Source organism: Azospirillum sp. Marseille-Q6669 (genome assembly GCF_965111635.1).
Genome location: NZ_CBCOOP010000002.1, coordinates 845,970 through 865,568 on the forward strand (window position 1 = coordinate 845,970; position 19,599 = coordinate 865,568).

19 protein-coding genes and 2 tRNA genes are annotated in these 19,599 nt (G+C 67.9%); 9 read left to right on the forward strand and 12 right to left on the reverse strand.

Going from position 1 to position 19,599, the window contains the following annotated elements; all coding sequences use genetic code 11:
- Positions 1 to 7: 7 nt before the first annotated feature.
- Positions 8 to 310 carry an FAD assembly factor SdhE gene (locus ACWPXE_RS15305; protein ID WP_038530795.1) on the reverse strand — a complete coding sequence of 101 codons (303 nt, stop codon included), beginning with the start codon at positions 308 to 310 and terminating at the stop codon, positions 8 to 10.
- Between the two features lie 132 nt (positions 311 to 442).
- Positions 443 to 1,234 carry a crotonase/enoyl-CoA hydratase family protein gene (locus ACWPXE_RS15310; RefSeq protein WP_454018510.1) on the reverse strand — a complete coding sequence of 264 codons (792 nt, stop codon included), beginning with the start codon at positions 1,232 to 1,234 and terminating at the stop codon, positions 443 to 445.
- 198 nt (positions 1,235 to 1,432) lie between these two features.
- Here ACWPXE_RS15310 and ACWPXE_RS15315 point away from each other — a divergent pair, with 198 nt between their 5' ends.
- From ACWPXE_RS15315 to ACWPXE_RS15325, 3 genes are all read left to right on the forward strand, one after another.
- Positions 1,433 to 2,029 (forward strand): hypothetical protein, encoded by a 597-nt coding sequence (locus ACWPXE_RS15315; RefSeq protein WP_454018511.1) that lies wholly within the window; start codon positions 1,433 to 1,435, stop codon positions 2,027 to 2,029.
- A 175-nt stretch (positions 2,030 to 2,204) separates the two neighbouring features.
- Positions 2,205 to 3,503, forward strand: a complete 1,299-nt coding sequence (gene egtB / locus ACWPXE_RS15320; protein ID WP_454018512.1) for an ergothioneine biosynthesis protein EgtB — start codon at positions 2,205 to 2,207, stop codon at positions 3,501 to 3,503.
- Between the two features lie 83 nt (positions 3,504 to 3,586).
- The gene (locus tag ACWPXE_RS15325; protein ID WP_237903438.1) at positions 3,587 to 3,919 is read left to right on the forward strand and encodes a (2Fe-2S) ferredoxin domain-containing protein; all 333 of its coding nucleotides are present in this window, start codon (positions 3,587 to 3,589) and stop codon (positions 3,917 to 3,919) included.
- A 61-nt stretch (positions 3,920 to 3,980) separates the two neighbouring features.
- Here the strand turns inward: ACWPXE_RS15325 and ACWPXE_RS15330 are convergent, their stop codons facing one another.
- Positions 3,981 to 5,144 carry a nicotinate phosphoribosyltransferase gene (locus tag ACWPXE_RS15330; protein WP_145625986.1) on the reverse strand — a complete coding sequence of 388 codons (1,164 nt, stop codon included), beginning with the start codon at positions 5,142 to 5,144 and terminating at the stop codon, positions 3,981 to 3,983.
- A gap of 363 nt (positions 5,145 to 5,507) precedes the next feature.
- On the opposite strand from ACWPXE_RS15330, the gene ACWPXE_RS15335 reads away from it, so the two are divergent.
- The 3 genes from ACWPXE_RS15335 to ACWPXE_RS15345 all read left to right on the forward strand — a co-directional run bounded on the left by ACWPXE_RS15335 (position 5,508) and on the right by ACWPXE_RS15345 (position 8,551).
- Positions 5,508 to 6,020 carry a flagellar basal body-associated FliL family protein gene (locus ACWPXE_RS15335; RefSeq protein ID WP_454018513.1) on the forward strand — a complete coding sequence of 171 codons (513 nt, stop codon included), beginning with the start codon at positions 5,508 to 5,510 and terminating at the stop codon, positions 6,018 to 6,020.
- 112 nt (positions 6,021 to 6,132) lie between these two features.
- Entirely contained in the window at positions 6,133 to 7,485 is a 1,353-nt protein-coding gene (gene gor, locus ACWPXE_RS15340; protein ID WP_454018514.1) for a glutathione-disulfide reductase, read from the forward strand.
- Between the two features lie 169 nt (positions 7,486 to 7,654).
- Positions 7,655 to 8,551 (forward strand): manganese catalase family protein, encoded by an 897-nt coding sequence (locus ACWPXE_RS15345; RefSeq protein ID WP_145699941.1) that lies wholly within the window; start codon positions 7,655 to 7,657, stop codon positions 8,549 to 8,551.
- A gap of 143 nt (positions 8,552 to 8,694) precedes the next feature.
- On the opposite strand, the gene ACWPXE_RS15350 is transcribed toward ACWPXE_RS15345, so the two are convergent.
- Positions 8,695 to 10,038, reverse strand: a complete 1,344-nt coding sequence (locus tag ACWPXE_RS15350; RefSeq protein ID WP_454018515.1) for an AmpG family muropeptide MFS transporter — start codon at positions 10,036 to 10,038, stop codon at positions 8,695 to 8,697.
- A 216-nt stretch (positions 10,039 to 10,254) separates the two neighbouring features.
- Here ACWPXE_RS15350 and ACWPXE_RS15355 point away from each other — a divergent pair, with 216 nt between their 5' ends.
- A complete protein-coding gene (locus ACWPXE_RS15355) occupies positions 10,255 to 11,640 on the forward strand; it encodes a class II 3-deoxy-7-phosphoheptulonate synthase (protein ID WP_014240660.1) in 1,386 nt (461 codons plus the stop codon).
- Positions 11,641 to 11,781: 141 nt separating this feature from the next.
- Here ACWPXE_RS15355 and ACWPXE_RS15360 read toward each other — a convergent pair whose 3' ends face one another.
- The 6 genes from ACWPXE_RS15360 to ACWPXE_RS15385 form a co-directional block, all read right to left on the reverse strand.
- A complete protein-coding gene (locus ACWPXE_RS15360; protein ID WP_454018516.1) occupies positions 11,782 to 12,234 on the reverse strand; it encodes a flagellar basal body-associated FliL family protein in 453 nt (150 codons plus the stop codon).
- 141 nt (positions 12,235 to 12,375) lie between these two features.
- Positions 12,376 to 13,869: an NADP-dependent succinate-semialdehyde dehydrogenase gene (gabD, locus tag ACWPXE_RS15365; protein WP_454018517.1), complete on the reverse strand. Its 1,494-nt coding sequence runs from the start codon at positions 13,867 to 13,869 to the stop codon at positions 12,376 to 12,378.
- Positions 13,870 to 14,010: 141 nt separating this feature from the next.
- On the reverse strand, positions 14,011 to 14,901 hold the full coding sequence (gene panC / locus ACWPXE_RS15370) for a pantoate--beta-alanine ligase (protein WP_454018518.1): 891 nt from the start codon (positions 14,899 to 14,901) through the stop codon (positions 14,011 to 14,013).
- A gap of 151 nt (positions 14,902 to 15,052) precedes the next feature.
- Positions 15,053 to 15,217, reverse strand: a complete 165-nt coding sequence (locus ACWPXE_RS15375) for a hypothetical protein (RefSeq protein ID WP_014240656.1) — start codon at positions 15,215 to 15,217, stop codon at positions 15,053 to 15,055.
- 231 nt (positions 15,218 to 15,448) lie between these two features.
- A tRNA-Val gene (locus tag ACWPXE_RS15380) sits at positions 15,449 to 15,523 on the reverse strand.
- Between the two features lie 132 nt (positions 15,524 to 15,655).
- Positions 15,656 to 15,730 (reverse strand) — tRNA-Val (locus ACWPXE_RS15385).
- A gap of 246 nt (positions 15,731 to 15,976) precedes the next feature.
- On the opposite strand from ACWPXE_RS15385, the gene ACWPXE_RS15390 reads away from it, so the two are divergent.
- Positions 15,977 to 16,801: a DUF3108 domain-containing protein gene (locus ACWPXE_RS15390; protein ID WP_454018519.1), complete on the forward strand. Its 825-nt coding sequence runs from the start codon at positions 15,977 to 15,979 to the stop codon at positions 16,799 to 16,801.
- Between the two features lie 4 nt (positions 16,802 to 16,805).
- Here the strand turns inward: ACWPXE_RS15390 and ACWPXE_RS15395 are convergent, their stop codons facing one another.
- The gene (locus tag ACWPXE_RS15395) at positions 16,806 to 17,084 is read right to left on the reverse strand and encodes a hypothetical protein (protein ID WP_200475224.1); all 279 of its coding nucleotides are present in this window, start codon (positions 17,082 to 17,084) and stop codon (positions 16,806 to 16,808) included.
- A gap of 145 nt (positions 17,085 to 17,229) precedes the next feature.
- Positions 17,230 to 17,910: a phosphoglycolate phosphatase gene (gene gph, locus ACWPXE_RS15400; protein WP_454018520.1), complete on the reverse strand. Its 681-nt coding sequence runs from the start codon at positions 17,908 to 17,910 to the stop codon at positions 17,230 to 17,232.
- Positions 17,911 to 18,216: 306 nt separating this feature from the next.
- On the opposite strand from gph, the gene glmU reads away from it, so the two are divergent.
- Entirely contained in the window at positions 18,217 to 19,572 is a 1,356-nt protein-coding gene (glmU, locus tag ACWPXE_RS15405) for a bifunctional UDP-N-acetylglucosamine diphosphorylase/glucosamine-1-phosphate N-acetyltransferase GlmU (RefSeq protein ID WP_454018521.1), read from the forward strand.
- The last annotated feature ends 27 nt before the right edge of the window (positions 19,573 to 19,599 follow it).

Sequence of the window (19,599 nt, forward strand, 5' to 3'; positions counted from 1 at the left end):
TCGGGCCTCAGGACCCCTGACGGGGCGTGTAGCGGAACTTGGTCAACAGCTGCATGACGTCGGTGTCATGCTCGGCGGGCAGCGGCTCGCGCCCGGCGTACCAGTTGTAGAGGTCGGGGTCGCTGAGTTCGAGCAGCGCCTCGTAGCGGTCGAGCTGCGCATGGTCGAAGTCCGGGACATGGGCGTCGGCGAAGCTGCCGATCAGCAGGTCCATCTCGCGCATGCCGCGGTGCCACGACCGGAAGCGCAGCCGCTTGCGCCGGTTTTCCAGGGATTCGCCGCTCTCGGACAGGGTGTTCTCGTCGCTCATGCCATCTACGCCAAAAAGCCCCGGCCCCGGAAGATAGGGGGCGGAGCGGTCCACATCCACCCCCGCATCCTGCACACCGGCACGCCCCCGCGCAAACCGAAATGCCGGACGATCCCCCGCAAGGAGCGTGATTCAGCGCGCCAGCCACGCCTCCAGCCCGTCGCGCAGGTCGGCCCCCGGTGCCAGCCGGGCGAAGCGCTCGGTCTCCACCGCCAGCCCTTCGCCGATGGTCATGTTCAGCCCGCGGGTCACCGCCCCCAGGATGCCGGACACCGCCGCCGGGGAATGCCGGACGATCCGCCCGGCCAGTTCGAAGGCCGCGGGCAGCAGCGCGTCGTGGGCCACCACCTGATTGACCAGCCCCACCGCCAGCGCCGTCGCCGGCGGGAAGGCGTCGCCGGTCAGCAGCCATTCCAGGGCCCGCTTGCGCCCGGCGTTGCGGGGAAGCCGCTGCGTCCCGCCGAAGGTCGGCATCATGCCGAGCTTGATCTCCGCCTTGGAGAAACTCGCCCGCTCGCTGGCCACGGCGAGGTGCGCCGCCTCCAGGATCTCGCAGCCGCCGCCGTAGCAGATGCCGTTGACCGCGGCGATGATGGGCTTGGGGAAGGACTCGATGCGCGCGCACAGCGTCTGTCCGGGCCGGAAGGCGCGCACCGCCGCCTCCGGTCCCCGCCGGACGGCCGGGGTGAACTCCGCAATGTCCGCCCCGGCGGAGAAGGCCCGCTCCCCGGCGCCGGTGACGATGATGGCCCGCACCGCCGCGTCGGCCTCCAGCGCGTCCAGTGTGTCGAGCATGGCGGCGGCCAGCGCCGTGCTGATGGCGTTCAGCTTGGCGGGGCGGTTCAGGGTGAGGGTGGCGATCCCCCCGGCGGTGACGCACAGCACGGGATTGGCGGGGTCGGCGTGTTTGGTCGTCAGGGACATGGCGCGGTCCTTTTGTCCTGCGTTTGGGATGCCCCACTGTCGAGCCCGAGCCAGTCCCTGACAAACGAGTACGCCGCGTGTTCGGGTGAGCAACGCTCACCTGAAACGGGGCCTCCGCCGCAGGCCAAAGCGTCACCTTGACAGAATCGCGACCGTTGGTAGACTGAACAGTCCCAGCCACTTTCGGTGGAGGTCGCCATGACCGACGGTTCGATCGGACGCCCAGAGCCTCTGATCCGCTCGGCCGGCGTGGTGGAGCGCACCGGCAGCGCGACCGACCGCAGGAAACGGCGGCAGAATCGGCAGGACCTGCAACAGCAGGAGCGCGAGCAGCAGGAGCGCCGCGACCAGGACGAGGCCAACCACAAGCGGCGGCGCCTCTACGACCTGCTGTTCGACGAGATCGATGAGCTGGACACGCTGAACGCCGGGCAGCGGGCGCGCATCAAGCAGAATCTGCGCGCGCAGCTCGCCACCCGCCGTCCGCCGCCGCACCTCGCCCCCAACCTCGCCCAGCCGCCGCCGGCGGATGAGGACATCGAACGCATCGCGGCGGCGCTTCTCGAGAAAGCCGTCGCGGCCCAGTCGGTCGACCATGACCACATCGTCGGCATGGCGGCGCCGACGTACCCGGCGCTTCCGCCCGGGCAGACGGCGGAGAATGTGGCTCTCGCCAATCAGCTCCGCGATTGCCTGGAGCAGCGGACGACGACATCGCGGCGCGTTGCCGTGTATCTGCGCCTTCTTCTGACGCTCGAAGGCGCCTTCCGTCCGCATCTGGTGGTGGACGCCTGACCACAGTCCCACCGTGGCTGTGATGCGCGAATTCGGAGAAAGCCCCCCTCCGATGCGCCACCCAGGATGGTTGGACCATGCGGCACAATGGGCCTGTTGTTTCTCCGGCGGGGTCCGGGCGCGTTCCCGCGCCGTTCCCGCCGCGGAAAACCCGCTCCCGCAGGGAGGTTCCCCCGTGCCCGACACCCATCTCGCCACGCACGCCCAGCCGTCCGGCGACGCTCTTCGCCAAACTCTCTCCACCCGTTTCCAGAAGATCCGCGCCCGCACCGCCGAACTCGCGGCGCCCTTGTCGCCCGAGGACTTGATGGTCCAATCGGTGGCCGACGGCGCGCCGGCCAAATGGCACCTCGCCCACACGACGTGGCTGTTCGAAACCACCGTCCTGGTGCCCTGCAATCCCGGTTACCGTCCCTTCGACCCGGCCTTCCTGACGTTGTTCGCCGCCCGCGACGACCGGTTCGGCAGCCACCAGCTTCCCTCCCCCACCCTGCGCCTGCTCTCCCGGCCCAACGCGGCGGAGGTGATGCGCTACCGCGACCATGTGAACGCCGCGGTGCTGCACCTGCTGAACCAAGCCGACGAGGCCGACCTGCCGGAAATCGCCGACCGCGTGATCGTCGGCATCACGCATGAGCGGCGCCACCAGGAACGGCTGCTGACCCACATCAAGCACGCCTTCTGGAGCAACCCGCTGCGCCCCGCCTACGACCAGCCGCCACAGGCGGTTCCGACTCCGCCGCAGCTGGAACGCTGGATCGAGCATGAAGGCGGCATCGTCGAGATCGGGTTGACCAATGCCGGGGCTGGCTTCGACCATGAGGGGCCGCGCCACCGCACCCATCTTGAACCCTTCCGCCTCGCCGCCCTGCCGGTGTCCTGCGGCGCCTTCCGGGACTTCATCGAGGATGGGGGCTACGCGAAACGCGCGCTCTGGCTCGCCGATGGCTGGGAGGCGGTGCAGACCGAGGGGTGGCAGGCCCCGCTTTACTGGGAATGGCGCGACGGCGCGTGGCAGATCTTCACCCTCTACGGCATGCGCCCGCTCGATCCCGCCGAGCCGGTCTGCCATGTCAGTTGGTTCGAGGCCGACGCCTTCGCCCGCTGGGCCGGCAAGCGTCTGCCCGAGGAAGCCGAGTGGGAGGCCCTGGCGTCCCGCTGCGACAGCATGGGCAACCTGCTGGGCACCGGCAACCGCCACCCGCGCCCCAGCACCTGCCACGGCGACGGCCCGTGGCAATTGTTCGGCGACGTTTGGGAATGGACGCGCAGCCCCTTCGCCCCCTATCCCGGCTACCGTCTACCGGACGGGGTGGACGAGGCCGTTCATGGCCGCTTCATGATCAACCGCATGGTGTTGCGGGGCGGCAGCTGCGTCACCCCCTTCGACCATGCCAACCCGACGACCCGGCATTACCTGCGGCCGGAGTCCCGCCTGTCCTTCACCGGCTTGCGGCTGGCTGAGGATGCCTGACATATTGGAATCGTTTTAAACGGTGGCGCTGCACCGCAGCAAGCTCTATAACCATAATTAAATTATGGCCTATGGAGCCTGTGATGTCCCTCGATCTTCCTCCGGTGTTCCGCCACCACGTTTTCTGTTGCTCCCAGCAACGCCCGCCCGGTCACCCGCGCGGGAGCTGTGCGGCGAAGAATGCCCACCCGCTGTGGGAACAGCTCGGCCAGCGCATCCAGGCCAAGGGGTTGTTGGACGTCGGCATGGCCTGGACCGGCTGCCTCGGCTTCTGCTCCGCCGGGCCGCTGATGGTGGTCTATCCGGAGGGCCTGTGGTACCGCCCGGAAACGCCCGCCGACATCGACGAGATCGTCGATTCGCACCTCGTCAACGACACGCCGGTCGAACGGCTGGTGATGGTGCTGACCCGCTGAACGCAAAAGCCCCTCCGCGGCGTGGCCGGCGGAGGGGCTTTCTTCGTGCTGAACGACGATGCTATTTCCGGAACAGGAACTCGCGGCCGACCTTCACGCGCTTCTCTCCGTCATATTCGATGATGTCGGCGGTGGCGTAGGTCTCGGTCCAGCGCTCGGGCAGATAGCTGCCGGTGCCGATGATGTCGACAGGGGCGTTGGCCTCCGCCATCAGGCGGCACTTCGCCGGGCCGAAGCCGGAGCTGGCGACGATTTTCACCGCCGGGAAACCGGCCTCGTCCAGCTTCTCGCGCATGAAATGGATCGCCGCCGCCGACACGCCGGTGCCGATCAGGTAGCGGAGCTGCGTCTCGTCGCGATAGCCGCGGATGGAATGGGGGGCGTGCCGCTCCAGCACCGCGTAGGAGCCCGGCGGGTCCAGCCCTTCCAGGAAGCGCCCGCCCGGCGTGTCGAGCCGCACCGCCAGCTTGCCCTGCGCGGCGAGGCCGGGGAAGCGGCGGCAGACCTCCATCGCGTCGGTCACCTCACGCCCGAAGTAATCGACCAGGACGGTCAGAGGCAGTTCGGGGAAGGTCTCGTGGAACATCTCCGCTGCCCGCACGGTCGATCCGGCGTAGCCGATCAGCGCGTGCGGCATCGTGCCCATGCCCTTCTTCTGGCCGAAGAAATGGGCGGTGGCGTCCGTGGCGTTGCCGATGAAGCCCTTGGCGCCGACCTTGCGCTTCGCCCGGTCCGACCCGACCGAGGCGGCGTAGGCCATCATCTCCTCCATCTCCGTGCCGGCGCAGTGGCGCGCCTCCATGGCGAGGAAGGCGGTCTTCGGCAGGTCGGCGCACATGGTGAAGGCGTTGTAGGCGCCGACGCAGGCGGGGCCGAGCTTCTGGAGAATGATCGTCTCGGTGTCGACCAGATGGTAGAAGGAGCCGGTGATGTAGAGGATCGGCTCGCCCGCACCGACCCATTTTCCTTCCGGATAGTTCAGGACGATGTCGAGGTCGAACCCGCGTTCCCGCGCAACCGCCTCCAGCCATTCGATGGCGAGTCGCGGCGCGCAGACCACCGGGCGGCGCATGAAGATGGCGTAGGTGACCTTCTTGTCACCGAATTTCCCGACCGCCTCCTTGGTCCGCTTGAAATAGGTGTCGGTCCATTCGGTGATGGCCGACGCGGGCGGATGGCTGGCGGGCGCGTGACTGGCCGGCGGTTGGTTCCTGGTCTCGTCCATGGCGATGTCCTTGTCTTCCCGCTCTTGCCCTTCGCGACGATCACGTCCGGAGGCCGCCCCCACGGCGGAAACGGCAATCCGATTGAGAAACCAGCATTATACGCCCCGGCCCTCCGGTGGAAGAGGCTTCATCCGCTACGGCCAACCGCCGCAAGCAATGGTGATTTACCGAAAATACGCTACGAAATCCGGCGCATTTCAAACACAAAGAAGCTGAGAAGAGATGCGCAGTTCCTGACTGTAATGCGCTGTCACCAAAAAGTATAAAATACCTGTATTTGACGCCTTCCTTTTACCCATCCACCATACACCCAAGAACAGGCGCCACCCCCTTGCGGTGCCGGGAAAAGCGACGAGGTCGGCATGAGCCGGACAATCCGCCAAAACGCGCCGAACATTGCGGCAGGCCCCTCGACGGCAGCCACCTCGACGCTCGACCGCCTGAGCCGCCGGGTGGTGGTCGGGCTTCTCTGCACCATGGCCGGCCTGGCTGCGGCGGGCACCGGCGGGGCCTTCCTGCTGAAGCCCGGCACGGCGCAGGCCGGGCGTGTGGTGGGGGACACGCTGCGGACCGCCGCCAATTACGCGCGCCTGCCGGCGATGATCTTCACGCTGAGCGACGGCGACCGGCTGCGCGAGCTGCGGGTCCGCGTGGTGCTCGACATGGAGCCGACGGCCCCAGCCAAGACGGTGGAGAGCTACGGGCCGCGCATCGCCAGCGCGATGACCAACGTCATGCTGGAAACCGACCCCGGCGAACTGCGCGGGCGCAACGGCGCCTTCTACGTCAAGGACGCGGTGATGCGCACCGCCGCGAAGGAACTCGGCGCGATGAAGATCCGTCAGGTGCTGGTCCAGGAACTCGTCATGCGCTGAGGGAAGGCCAGCCAGCCGCCCCGATCCGCCACCTCGGCCAACGCTCGACAGGCGTTCCGGAATGGGGAACACTCCTGTCCCGTTCGGATCTTGGGATTGCAAGGAGACGGCCGTGGCCGAGTTCGATTTCGACCTTTTCACCATCGGTGCCGGCTCCGGCGGCGTCGCGGCCAGCCGGCGGGCCGCGGCCATGGGGGCCAAGGTCGCCATCTGCGAAGGCAGCCGGGTCGGCGGCACCTGCGTCATCCGCGGCTGCGTGCCGAAGAAGCTGCTGGTCTACGCCGCCCAGTTCCGCGACGCCTTCGAGGACTCCAGCGCCTATGGCTGGGCCACCGCCACGCCGGCCTTCGACTGGGCCACGCTGATCGGGCGCAAGGACGCGGAGATCGACCGGCTGAACGGCATCTACATCAAGATGCTGGAGAACTCCGGAGTCACCCTGCACACCGGCTTCGGGCGGCTGATCGACCGCCACACGGTGGAGGTGGCGAACAAGTGCTACACCGCGAAGAACATCCTGGTCGCCACCGGCGGCTGGCCGGCCCTGCCCAAGATTCCGGGGATCGAGCACGCCGTCACCTCCAACGAGGCGTTGCAGCTCGGCACCCTGCCCCACTCCGTCATCATCCTGGGCGGCGGCTACATCGCCGTGGAGTTCGCCGGGATCTTCCGCGGCCTGGGCGCCGACGTGACGATCATGATCCGCGGCGAGGAGCTGCTGAACGGCTTCGACGACGACATCCGCGTCGCCCTGGCCCAGGAGATGCGCAAGCGCGGCATCACCATCCTCACCCGCACCCAGCCGGTGAAGGTGGAGGAAGGCCCCGGCGGCTTCACCGTCATCGACCAGCTGGGGCGGGAGCATTCCGCCGGCCTCGTCATGGCGGCGACCGGGCGCCGTCCGAACACGCGCGACCTCGGGCTGGAAGCCGCCGGCGTCGCGCTTGACGAGAGCGGGGCGATCCGGGTGGACGAGTATTCGCGCACCAGCGTGGACAACATCTTCGCCGTGGGCGACGTGACCGACCGCATGGCCCTGACCCCCGTCGCCATCGCCGAGGGGCGCGCCTTCGTGGAGACGCTGTTCAACGACAACCCGACCAGCATCAGCTACGCCAACATCCCGACCGCCGTCTTCTCCATCCCGCCGCTCGGCACCGTCGGCCTGACCGAGGCGGAAGCGCGGGCAAAGCACGCGACGGTGGACATCTATAAGGCCGGTTTCCGCCCGATGAAGCACACCATGTCGGGCCGCGACGAGCGCGTCCTGATGAAGCTGGTCGTGGACGGCGAGAGCCAGCGCGTGCTCGGCTGCCACATGATGGGCATGGACGCGCCGGAAATCGTCCAGGGGCTGGGCATCGCCCTGAACTGCGGCGCCACAAAGAGAGATTTCGACCGCACCATCGCCCTCCACCCCTCTACCGCGGAAGAGTTCGTCCTGATGCGCGAGAAGGTGTCCTGACGATCGGACATAAAACCAAAGGTCAGGAGCCTGATTTCCTGGAACGCTTCTAAGAAGCCTGTGTTGAGGGCACACGACGATGGCGGCGGCGATCACGGCGGCGGTCAAGCACCCCCGCGGAAGCCGTCGCCTCCCATCCTTCATCCAGGCAGCGGGAGGGCTCCTACGCATGTTCATGCACAACAAGAACCTGATGTACACGGTCCGCGTCGCCGAACCGGACCCGAAGCTGGCCAGCCTGATGCTGGAACAGTTCGGCGGTCCCCAGGGCGAGTTGGCGGCGGCCTTGCGCTACTTCACGCAGGGCCTTTCCGACGAGGACCCGGGCCGCAAGGACATGCTGATCGACATCGCGACCGAGGAACTGAGCCATCTGGAGATCATCGGCAGCATCGTCGCCATGCTGACCAAGGGCGTGAAGGGCAAGTTGGCCGAGGGCGCGGAAGAGGTCACCGATCTCTACGCCGACATCGCCAAGGGCAACGGCAGCCACACGTTGGCCCTGCTCTACGGCGGCGGTCCGGCCCTGACCAACTCCGCGGGGCAGCTGTGGACCGGCGGCTACATCGACAGCATCGGCGAGCCGACCGCCGACCTGCGCTCCAACATCGCCGCGGAATCGAGGGCCAAGATCATCTATGAGCGCCTCATCAACATCACCCCGGATCCGGGCGTGAAGGACGCGCTGACCTTCCTGATGACCCGCGAGGTGGCGCACCAGAAGATGTTCGAGAAGGCGCTCTATTCCATCGAGAACAACTTCCCGCCGGGCAAGCTGCCGGGCAACCCCGAATACACCGACAAGTACTACAACATGAGCCAGGGCGACGGCGACATGCGCGGCCCGTGGAACCAGGGAGAGCAGTGGGAGTTCGTGAACATCACCCCCGACCAGGCCCCGGTCAGCGGCGGTGACGGCAACCCCTCGGTCCGGCTGGCGGCGGAAGAGATGAAGGCCGTCAACGAGGCCGCCAAGCGCACCATGTCGCGCACCGACGTGAACCCGGTGACGGGTGCCGACCTCGGCGCCGGCCCCGGCTCCGGCAAGATGACCCCGGTCAAGTAAGGCCCGATCCCCCCTCTCCCCTCTGGGGAGAGGGCTGGGGTGAGGGGGCGTCCGTCAGGGCGTCCACGCTCTGCAAGGAGTCAAGGAGTTCGGCCTCACGGCCGCCCCCTCATCCTGACCTTCTCACCAGAGGGGAGAAGGAATTAGGCCTTCACCACCGCCTCGTCCCGCCTTGGCCGCGTCATCAGCCACAGCAGAACCAGCAGCCCCGGCACTGCCCCTCCGGTGGACAGCAGGAAGAAGCTGCTCCAGTCCATCCGCTCGGCCAGCCAGCCGGACGACGCCCCGAACAGGTCCCCGCCCAGCTTGTAGAAGCTGCTGAGCAGCGCGTATTGCGTGGCCGTGTAGGCCGTGTTGCACAGGCTCGACAGATAGGCGACGAAGGCCGCCGTCGCGATTCCACCGCAAACGTTCTCCAGAGCCACCGTCACCGCCAGCGCCGACACGTCGTGCCCGACCTGCGCCAGCATGACGTAGCCGAGGTTCGACAGCATCTGCATCAGCCCGCCGACCAGCAGCCCGCGCAACACGCCGATGCGCCCGACCAGCACACCACCGATCAGCCCGCCGATGATCGTCGCCCACAGGCCGAACAGCTTGGTGACGTTGGCGATCTCCGTCTTCTCGAAGCCGAGATCGACGTAGAAGGGCGCCGACATCACCCCCGCCAGCACGTCGCCCAGCTTGTAGCAGGCGATGAACAGCAGGACCGCCGCCCAGGCCGGACGGGTCATGAACTCCACGAAGGGCGCCACGACCGCGCCGTAGACCCAGGCCAGCAGATCCGCCTTCCACCCCGTCAGGTCCGGGCGCGCGGCCAGCCAGTCGGCCACATGCCGTTCCCGCGCGTTGGACTCCGCGGTGTCCGCGACCTTCGGCTCGCGGTTCAGCAGGATCGTCACCATGCCGACCGCGACCAGCCCCGCCATGACGTAGTAGGCGACGTGCCAGCCGAAGAATTCCGCGAGGTACAGGGCCCCCGCCCCCGCCGCCAGCATGCCGAAGCGGTAACCGAGCACGAGGATGGCCGCACCGGCGGCCTGCTGGCGCTCCTCCAGCACCTCGACGCGGTAGGCGTCGACGACGATGTCCTGGCTGGCCGAGAAAAAGGCGACGACCACGGCCAGCATGGCGGTCCACCACAGGTCGGCCACCGGGTTCGTGCTGCCCAGCCCGATCAGCGCCGCCATCAGCCCGGCCTGCGCCACCAGCGCCCAGCCGCGCCGCCGCCCGAACAGGCGGGTCATCACCGGCAGGCGCAACCGGTCGATCAGAGGCGCCCAGACGAATTTCAGCGCGTAGGGCATGGTGACCAGCGCGAACAGGCCGATGGCGGTCTTGCTGACGCCGCCCTCGCGCAGCCAGATCGACAGGGTGGACCCGGTCAACGCCAGCGGCAGCCCTTCCGAAAAGCCGAGGAACAAAATGGCCAGAACGCGCCGGTCAAGATAGACGGAGGCCGCCTGACCCCAGGAGGATGGTTTCACCCGTTCAACCCTTCCGCACACCTGCGTATCCGTCTGTATAGGCCCCGACCGGATGCCCCGGCCAGCGCGCTTTTTCGGGCACCGCGCCACATCATCCATTGCGGAAGTTGCGGTCGAAACTATGGAAAAATTTCTCGGAGACCGCTATACAGATTACCCCTCTGGCCGTCATCCGGCCCCGGGCGGAACCCTTAGCACAAGGAAAGAGCGGGCGTCATGGTTGAGCGTTGGTCCCCCGACAGCTGGAGGTCGAAGCCGGCGAAGCAGCTTCCGACCTATCCGGACCCGTCCAAGGTCGAAGCGGTGGAGCAGCGCCTGTCCTCCTATCCCCCGCTCGTCTTCGCCGGCGAGGCGCGCCGGCTGAAGGACAGCCTCGCCGCCGCCGCCGCCGGCAACGCCTTCCTGCTTCAGGGCGGCGACTGCGCGGAGAGCTTCGCGGAGTTCCATCCGAACAACATCCGCGACACCTTCCGCGTCCTGCTGCAGATGGCCGTCGTGCTGACCTTCGGCGCCGCCATCCCGGTGGTGAAGGTGGGCCGCATGGCCGGGCAGTTCGCCAAGCCGCGCTCCGCCGACACCGAGGTGCTGGAGGGGATCGAGCTTCCGTCCTACCGCGGCGACATCATCAACGGCTTCGACTTCACGCCGGACGCACGCGTTCCCGACCCGGAACGCATGATGCAGGCCTACACCCAGGCCGCCGCCACGCTGAACCTGCTGCGCGCCTTCTCCCAGGGCGGCTACGCCGACCTGCACAAGGTGCACCAGTGGACGCTGGGCTTCGTCGAGCGCTCCCCCGCCGGTGAGCAGTTCCGCGAGATCGCCAACCGGCTGGACGAGACGCTGGGCTTCATGGCGGCCTGCGGCATCACCGCCCAGACCACCCCGCAGATCCGCGAGACCGAGTTCTTCACCAGCCACGAGGCGCTCCTGCTGCCGTTCGAGCAGGCGATGACCCGCGTCGACAGCACCACCGGCGACTGGTACGACGTGTCGGCCCACATGCTGTGGATCGGCGACCGCACCCGCCAGCTGGACGGCGCGCATGTGGAGTTCCTGCGCGGCGTGAAGAACCCGATCGGCCTGAAGTGCGGCCCGACGACCGATCCGGACGAACTGATCCGCCTGATCGATCTGCTGAACCCGACCAACGAGCCGGGCCGCCTGACCCTGATCGTCCGCATGGGCGCCGACAAGGTGGCGGAGAAGTTCCCGCCCCTGCTGCGCAAGGTGCAGCGCGAGGGCCGCGTCGTCGTCTGGTCCAGCGACCCGATGCACGGCAACACCGTCAAATCCTCCAGCGGCTACAAGACCCGTCCGGTGGAGAAGGTGCTGTCGGAGGCGCGCGACTTCTTCGCGGTGCACGAGGCTGAGGGCACCCACGCCGGCGGCGTCCATTTCGAGCTGACCGGCCAGGACGTGACGGAGTGCACGGGCGGCGCCCAGGCGATCACCGATCACAAGCTGGCGCTGCGCTACCACACCGCCTGCGACCCGCGGCTGAACGCCAGCCAAGCGCTGGAGCTGGCCTTCCTGCTGGCCGAAGAGCTGAAGCGCGCCCGCCTGAAGCGCGACGCCGACCGCCGCGCGGCGGCGGAGTAAGGCGTTTTCCTGGGGGCACTGCTGCCCCCTCCCCAACCCTCCCCCGCTGCCGCAGGGGAGGGAACTACCGCCGCTTCGCAGAAGGCACCCTCCCCTGCGAAAGCGGGGGAGGGCCAGGGTGGGGGCAACCGGCGCACGCGCCTACCGCACCACCATTCGCTCCAGCAGCACCTCGCGCACGCGAATGGCTTGCGCCTCGCGCTTCATCACGCTCGCCACGGTGTTCTTGATCAGGTTGGCGCCCTCGGCCCCGCTCAACTGGCCCGGCTCAATCTGGCGCAGCCGGTCGGCCATCTGGTCGGCGATGCGGGGAACGAAGGGCGTAGCCGGGTTCGGGTCCCCCGTGGGCTCAATCTCCAGCAGAATGCGGATGTCCACCAGACGCGCGTCGCTGCCCCCCAGCGTGAAGGTCATCGTCGGCAAGGATGCGTAAGTCTTCTGCGGCTTGCCATCGCCACCGGTGCTACGGGCCCCGGATTTGACGGAGACCACGGTCCAGGTGCCCAGCGCGGCAAGCAGCACCAGGGCCACCGCGACGAGGACGGGCATCAGGGACACCGATTCCCCATCGGAGCGCCGCAGCAGGAACCGCACCGGGCTGCCTTTCCCCCACTATTCCCCTGATTGGGGTATGGGCAAATTTAACGATGATTTATCCTAGATAAAAAAACAGGGCCGGTCAAAGCGCGTCGCGCGACCAGCCCCGCCTTTTTACTTGAAGTCAGCGTCCGGCACTCAGCCGCCGATGCCGCCCATGCACAAATACTTGATTTCCAAGTAATCCTCGATGCCGTACTTGGAACCCTCGCGACCGATGCCGCTTTCCTTCATGCCGCCGAAGGGGGCGACCTCGGTGGAGATGATGCCCTCGTTGATGCCGACGATGCCGTATTCCAGCGCCTCCGCCACCCGCCAGACGCGCCCGATGTCGCGGCTATAGAAGTAGGCGGCGAGACCGAACTCGGTGGCGTTGGCCATGCGTACGGCCTCCTCCTCCGTCTCGAAGCGGAACAGCGGGGCGACCGGGCCGAAGGTCTCCTCGCGCGCCACCTTCATCGCCGGAGTCACGTCGGCGAGGATGGTCGGTTCGAAGAAGCTGCCGCCCAGCTCATGCCGCTTGCCGCCCAGCACCACGCGGGCGCCCTTCTCCGTGGCGTCGCGGATGTGGTCCTCGACCTTCTCCACCGCGGCCATGTCGATCAGCGGCCCTTGCTGCGCCCCCTCCGTGGTCAGGCCGGGGCCGACCTTCAGCGCCTTCACCGCCTCGGCCAGCTTGGCCGCGAAGGCGTCGTAGACTCCGGACTGCACCAGCAGCCGGTTCGCGCAGACGCAGGTCTGGCCGGTGTTGCGGTATTTGGACGCGATGGCGCCCTTCACCGCCTCGTCGAGGTCGGCGTCGTTGAAGACCAGGAAGGGCGCGTTGCCGCCCAACTCCAGCGAGATCTTCTTCACCGTGCCGGCGCATTGGGCCATCAGCTCCTTGCCGATCTCGGTGGAGCCGGTGAAGGTCAGCTTGCGCACCGTCGGGTTGCCGGTCATCTCGCCGCCGATGGCGCGGGCGGAGCCAGTCACGACGCTGAGGATGCCCGCCGGAATGCCCGCCCGCTCCGCCAGCACCGCCATGGCGAGCGCGGTCAACGGGGTGGCGGTCGCCGGCTTGATGACCATCGGGCAGCCGGCGGCCAGCGCCGGACCGGCCTTGCGGGTAATCATCGCCGCCGGGAAGTTCCACGGCGTGATGGCGGCGGTGACGCCGATCGGCTCCTTGATCACGACGATGCGGCGGCCCGGCAGATGCTGCGGGATGGTGTCGCCGTAGACGCGCTTGCCCTCTTCGGCGAACCATTCGATGAAGGACGCGGCGTAGGCCACCTCGCCCCGCGCCTCGGCGAGCGGCTTGCCCTGCTCCGCCGTCATGATGCGGGCGATATCCTCCTGGTTCGCCATCATCAGGTCGAACCATGTCCGCAGGGTCTTCGCGCGCTCCTTCGCGGTCAGGGCGCGCCAAGCCGGCCAGGCGCGTTCGGCGGCATCGATGGCCCGGCGCGTCTCGTCCGCGCCCATCATCGGCACGCTGCCCAGGACGCTGCCGTCGGCAGGGTTGGTCACCTCCACGGTCTTGCCGCTGTCGGCGTCGACCCACCGGCCATCGACGAAGCACTGGAAGCGCAGCAGCTCGGCGTCCTTCAACCCAAGACGGCGGGCGGTGTCCACGGAATCGTACGGCATGGTGCCTTCCTTCCCTCGTTTCTTGCGCGCGGCCTCGCGGTCGGCCGCGCGTTCGGCAGAGAGTATAGGGCACCTCGCCCGCTCTGCGATCCTTCCCGTTGTGTGGGGAAGCCGTGCGGACCGGGGAAGAGAGGTCGGCGGTTACGCCGGAAGGACCGGGACGTTGTCGATCAGGCGGGCCTTGCCCATCCAGGCGGCGGCCAGCAGGCGCGCCGGACGCTCCACGCGGGTCACCGGTGCCAGCGTGTCGGCGTCGCGCAGCTCGACATAGTCGATGGAGCCGAACCCAGCGGCGGTGATGCGCGCCCGCACCGCCTCCAGCACCGTGTCGGCCTCCGCCCCGCCGGCCAGCGCCGAGGCGGCGTCGAGAAGCGCGCGGTTCAGCTCCGGCGCGCGGGCGCGCTCGTCGGCGGACAAATAGGCGTTGCGCGAGGACATGGCGAGCCCGTCAGCCTCGCGCACCGTCGGCAGCCCCTCCACCCGCACCGGGATGTCGAGATCGCGGGCGAAGCGGCGGATGACCATGAGCTGCTGGTAATCCTTCTCCCCGAACACCGCCACGTCGGGCTGGGCCTGCAGGAACAGCTTGGTCACGACCAGGGCGACGCCGCCAAACATCTGCGGCCGGAAGGTTCCGCACAGCCCCTCCGCCGGGCCGCCGACCGAAATGGCCGTGGCGAAGCCCTCCGGATACATCGCGCGCACCGTGGGGGCGTAGAGCAGATGGCAGCCCGCCGAGGCGAGCTTGCGCGAATCCCCGGCCTCATCGCGCGGGTAGCGGTCGAAGTCCTCGTGCGGGGCGAACTGGGTCGGGTTGACGAAGACGCTGGCGACCACCTGGTCGGCCAGTTCCCGCGCGCGGCGCACCAAAGCGAGATGGCCGTCGTGCAGCGCGCCCATGGTCGGCACCAGGGCCACCGTCTTGCCGTCGCGGTGCCAGGCGGCGACCTGGGCGCGGAGATCGTCCACGCTGCGGACGACCGGCAGGGGCTGTTCCGACTCCGGCAGGCGGGCGGCGGCGAGGGAGGTCATGGCGGGTGCTCCACAGGCGTCATAAACGGCGCTGGGATAAACCGCCGGATCGGCGCTGTCCAGTCATGGAATTAACCGGGCGAGCCCGAATTTGAAATTTTTCCATCCTGCGGGCGGGTCGGACCGCGCGGTCTCCCGCCCGCGGGCGGGGTCAGCGCATCAGCGTGACGACGACCAGATAGGTCAGGTTCACCCAGGCGCCGAGCGTGGCCAGGAGGACCAGGGTGGCCGGAGACAGGACCACCGAACCGAGGATCACGACGAGCGCCACGACCAGCAGGCCGAGGGCGAGAAGGGTCACGCGCGTATCTTCCATGTCACTGCTTCCAGATGATTGAGCAAATCGGATGCTGGAAGCGATAAACGAAAACCCCACGCGCTGTAGCTGATCTGAATCAACTGCGGTGGCGTTCGTCTCAAAAAGGCACACGCGATTGGGCAAGGGTATTTTGTGGTGTTGCGTCCAAGCACAGGGCCACGCAACCGGCGCGACGACCCATTACTGGCGAATTCCAACGATGTCTGGGAGAAGAGGCGGTGTTTGGGATGGTGGGCGCAGTAGGGATTGAACCTACGACCCCACCCGTGTGAAGGGTGTGCTCTCCCGCTGAGCTATGCGCCCATCCCAAAGAAACAACCGCTGACGCACCGCAGGGACGGAAATACGGGGCCCGACGGACCCCGATCTTGACCGGCCCTTACGATGGAGGGGATGGTACCATCCGCAAAGCCCATGAACCATCGGACCTTGGGATGGTGGGCGCAGTAGGGATTGAACCTACGACCCCACCCGTGTGAAGGGTGTGCTCTCCCGCTGAGCTATGCGCCCATCCCAGTAAAACCGCGTCGGCATCAAGCTCGTTTCGCTGTCGCGTCGTTGCCACCGCTGCGGTGAGGCGGGTTTCTAAAGGCCCCGCCCCCTCCTGTCAAGCACCTGTTTCACACCAATATCAAAGAAGCCCTTCCGCCCGGAGCCCCCGATGAGCCAATGGACATGACGCACCGGATTGCGCTTCCCACCCGGCCCCCTATCAGGCGTCCCTCGGCCGCCCTCGTCGCCGGCCTCATCGCAGGAATGTGCGCGACGTTCTCCGGTCTGTTCCCCCTGCCCGCCCTGGCGCAGCGCTGGCAGTTGGACTACCGCGTCCATGTCGGTGGCGTGGCCGTGCTCGACGCGCGGGCGGAACTGACCCTGACCGAGGGCCGCTACAGCGTCCAGGTCAACGCCGCGACGGACGGCTTTCTGGGGCGCCTCTTTCCCTGGGAAACGCAATCCTTGAGCGTCGGCACGGTCGGGCCGGATGGCGTCGCCCCGATCCGCCATACCCAGTCCGGCGTTCTGCGCGGCTCCCCGCGGACCGTCAGCTTGGGTTATGGGGCGGACGGCCGCGTTCGCACGCAGGTCTCCCCGCCCCCGGAGGAGGAGGACCGCGACCCCGTCCCCGAAGAACTCACTCGGCAGACCCGCGATCCGTTGAGCGGTGTCTTGGAAATGCTGCTCGCCGGGCTTCACGGCGAAGGATGCCAGCGCACGGTGCCCATCTATGACGGGCGCCGCCGGTACGACATGATCTTCACGGATCGGGGGATGACCACAGTCGGGGCATCGCGCCATTCGGTGTTCTCGGGCGCGGCGCGGCAATGCCGGGTGTCCCACAAGCCGATCGCCGGCTACGAGCGCACGCCGCGCCAACCTTTCTGGCAGCGCGGCGGAGGCCGGGAGGAACGCCCGCCCGTCGATCTGTGGATCGCTCCGGTGGAAGGGGCCGGCCCGCCCCTGCCCGTCCGGTTGGAAACCGACAGCGGATTCGGCGGGGTCGTCGTCCACCTCATCGCCACCCGCAAAACCGACCAGACGGCGGAACGTCCCGCCGAACCGGCGCCGTCACCGCTTCGTTGACGGGTCAGGCGCGCCCAACGCTGCCGCTGCAGGCGGTGGGATGGTACAGCAACTCGGCCATGGGCCGCTCGGCCAGCGCCTGTTCGCACAGGCGGTTGAACTCGGCCATCTTGCGCTGAAGGTCGCTGTGGTGAGCCATCATCCGATCGAAGTCGGCGGTGGCCGAGTCGATCTGGCTGTTGGCCGGGGTAAAGTTGGCGGTGTGGCCTTCGATGGACAGAACGTCGGCGGAGAGGGTGTTGCCGGTCTGGGTCTTACCGGGGAAGGCAAGGATCTGGGCCATCGGGTGTCTCCTTCGCTCACCACCATTCGATGCACCCATCCAACTACATTTACCTTTCGTTAGCCACCGTTAATCTCTCGTTAACCATGACAAGAAGGAGACCTACGGCGAAGCCCTCGCCGGCCTTGGCAGCCCGGCCGGCCGCTCAGCCGCCCAGCCGCCGCAGGGCGTCCGGCAGATCGGCGATGCGGTCGAGCAGGATGTCGGCGCCCAAATCCTGCACCGGCATGCGGGGATAACCGTAGGTCATCGCCACCACCGGCACTCCGGCGGCGCGGGCGGCCTTAACGTCGTTGCGGTTGTCCCCCACCATCGCGGCACTGCCGCCACCCAATGCCTCGACCACCCAGGACAGATGGCGCCCGTCGGGCTTCTTCACCGGCAGCGTGTCGCCGCCGGCCAGCGCGCCGAACAGCGACGACAGGCCCAGCGAGTCCAGCAGCTTGCGGGTGATCCGCTCCGGCTTGTTGGTGCACAGCCCCAGCTTCACGCCGTTCGCCGCCAGCGCCGCCAGTGTTTCCGGGACGCCGGGATAGAGCATCGGGGGTTCGTCGTCCTGGAAATAGGCGTCCAGATAGTCGGCCAGGGCCGTCCGCAGCGCCTCGTCGGTCAGAGCGTCGCCGGTCGCCGCGAAGGCCTGACGGACAAGGGCGGCCGAGCCGTCGCCCACCATGCCGCGCACCTGCTCCTCGCTGACGGCGGGTCGCGCGAAGCGGGACAGTGTGCGGTTGAGGACGCGGGTCATGTCCCGCGCGCTGTCGATCAGCGTGCCGTCGAGGTCGAAGACGACCGCGGAGAAGGGAATGGCGGTGGGCGCGGCAGACATCGGCAGAAGTCCCATGGTGACGCGAAGACGGGCGGATACCCCTTTCGATAGCACGCCCTTCTCCCGGCGGCGAGCCCCTGTTCCCGCAATCCACCGCCGGCATAGGCCCTTCGGCACCGGCGGCGCGGGGTGCGTACACCCTCGGGCCGCGATTTGTGTATGTCAGATTGACACAAAAGTTGACTTGGGGTCCTGGCACCGGATGTGGCACTGAATGGCGGAAGACAGACGTTTTGTCCGGATTTTGATGCGCATGCTTTTCCGCCCGTCCGCCATAACCCGTTTCCAATACTGCAGGGATATCCGATGACTCAGCACCGCCCGCTCGCCTGCGTCATTCTCGCCGCCGGCAAAGGCACCCGCATGAAGTCGGACCTGCCGAAGGTCCTGCACCGCGTCGCCGGCCAGCCGATGGTCGGCCACGTCCTGTCCGCGGTGAGGGCGCTCGACCCCGACCATGTGGTCGTGGTGGTCGGCCCCGGAATGGACAATGTGGCCGACGCGGTCGCCCCCTACCCCACCGCCGTCCAGCACGAGCAGCGCGGCACCGCCGACGCGGTGCGCGCCGCCTTCGGCCTGCTGGAGGGCTTCGACGGGGACGTGGTGGTACTCTATGGCGACACGCCGCTGGTCACGCCGGACACGCTGCGCGCTATGGTCGCCGCGCGGCGCCAGTCGAGCGACCCGGCGGTCGTCGTTCTGGGCATGCGACCCGACGATCCCGGCGCCTATGGCCGCCTGATCCTGAACGCCCGCGGCGGGCTTGAGAAGATCGTCGAGTATCTGGACGCATCGGAGGAGGAGCGCCAGGTCACCCTGTGCAACGCCGGGCTGATGGCCTTCGACGGCGCGCGGATGTTCGACCTGATCAGCCGCATCGGCAACGCCAACGCCAAGAGCGAATACTATCTCACCGACGTGGTGCAGATCGCCCGCAGCAACGGCATGGCCTGCGCGGTGGTCGAGGCCGCCCCGGCGGAGGTCGTCGGTGTGAACTCCCGCGCCGAACTGTCGGAGGTGGAGAAGCTGATCCAGCGCCGCCTGCGCAAGGCCGCCATGGACAACGGCGCCACCCTGACCGACCCGGACAGCGTCACCTTCTGCGTGGACACCCGCCTCGGCCGCGACGTGATCGTCGGCCCGCATGTGGTGTTCGGCCCCGGCGTGGTCGTCGCCGACCGGGTGGAGATCAAGGCCTTCAGCCATCTGGAGCAGGTGCGGGTGGACAGCGGCGCCCAGGTCGGTCCCTACGCCCGCCTGCGCCCGGGGGCGGAGATCGGCCCGGACGCCCACATCGGCAACTTCGTCGAGATCAAGAACGCGAAGATCGAGGCCGGCGCCAAGGTCAACCACCTCACCTACATCGGCGACGCGCGGGTGGGGGCGAAGGCCAACATCGGCGCCGGAACCATCACCTGCAATTACGACGGCTACGCCAAGAGCCACACCGACATCGGCGCCGGGGCCTTCATCGGCTCCAACACCGCGCTGGTGGCTCCGGTCAGGGTGGGCGACGGCGCGATCGTCGGGGCGGGCAGCGTGGTCACCACCGACGTGGAGGGCGACGCTCTGGTCGTTGCGCGCGGGCGCCAGCAGGCTTACACCGGCTGGGCCAAGCGTTTCCGCGAACGGAAGCAAAACGAGAAAGCGAAAAAGGCGTAAGATTGCCCCGGTTGACCGTTCACCCGG

Excerpts from the sequence above, each read along its gene's own strand:
- ACWPXE_RS15305 (WP_038530795.1), bottom strand. The coding sequence starts at position 310 with ATGAGCGACGAGAACACCCTGTCCGAGAGCGGCGAATCCCTGGAAAAC.
- ACWPXE_RS15310 (WP_454018510.1), bottom strand. The coding sequence starts at position 1,234 with ATGTCCCTGACGACCAAACACGCCGACCCCGCCAATCCCGTGCTGTGC.
- ACWPXE_RS15315 (WP_454018511.1), top strand. The coding sequence starts at position 1,433 with ATGACCGACGGTTCGATCGGACGCCCAGAGCCTCTGATCCGCTCGGCC.
- ACWPXE_RS15325 (WP_237903438.1), top strand. The coding sequence starts at position 3,587 with ATGTCCCTCGATCTTCCTCCGGTGTTCCGCCACCACGTTTTCTGTTGC.
- ACWPXE_RS15330 (WP_145625986.1), bottom strand. The coding sequence starts at position 5,144 with ATGGACGAGACCAGGAACCAACCGCCGGCCAGTCACGCGCCCGCCAGC.
- ACWPXE_RS15335 (WP_454018513.1), top strand. The coding sequence starts at position 5,508 with ATGAGCCGGACAATCCGCCAAAACGCGCCGAACATTGCGGCAGGCCCC.
- ACWPXE_RS15345 (WP_145699941.1), top strand. The coding sequence starts at position 7,655 with ATGTTCATGCACAACAAGAACCTGATGTACACGGTCCGCGTCGCCGAA.
- ACWPXE_RS15355 (WP_014240660.1), top strand. The coding sequence starts at position 10,255 with ATGGTTGAGCGTTGGTCCCCCGACAGCTGGAGGTCGAAGCCGGCGAAG.
- gabD (WP_454018517.1), bottom strand. The coding sequence starts at position 13,869 with ATGCCGTACGATTCCGTGGACACCGCCCGCCGTCTTGGGTTGAAGGAC.
- panC (WP_454018518.1), bottom strand. The coding sequence starts at position 14,901 with ATGACCTCCCTCGCCGCCGCCCGCCTGCCGGAGTCGGAACAGCCCCTG.
- ACWPXE_RS15375 (WP_014240656.1), bottom strand. The coding sequence starts at position 15,217 with ATGGAAGATACGCGCGTGACCCTTCTCGCCCTCGGCCTGCTGGTCGTG.
- ACWPXE_RS15390 (WP_454018519.1), top strand. The coding sequence starts at position 15,977 with ATGTGCGCGACGTTCTCCGGTCTGTTCCCCCTGCCCGCCCTGGCGCAG.
- ACWPXE_RS15395 (WP_200475224.1), bottom strand. The coding sequence starts at position 17,084 with ATGGCCCAGATCCTTGCCTTCCCCGGTAAGACCCAGACCGGCAACACC.
- gph (WP_454018520.1), bottom strand. The coding sequence starts at position 17,910 with ATGTCTGCCGCGCCCACCGCCATTCCCTTCTCCGCGGTCGTCTTCGAC.
- glmU (WP_454018521.1), top strand. The coding sequence starts at position 18,217 with ATGACTCAGCACCGCCCGCTCGCCTGCGTCATTCTCGCCGCCGGCAAA.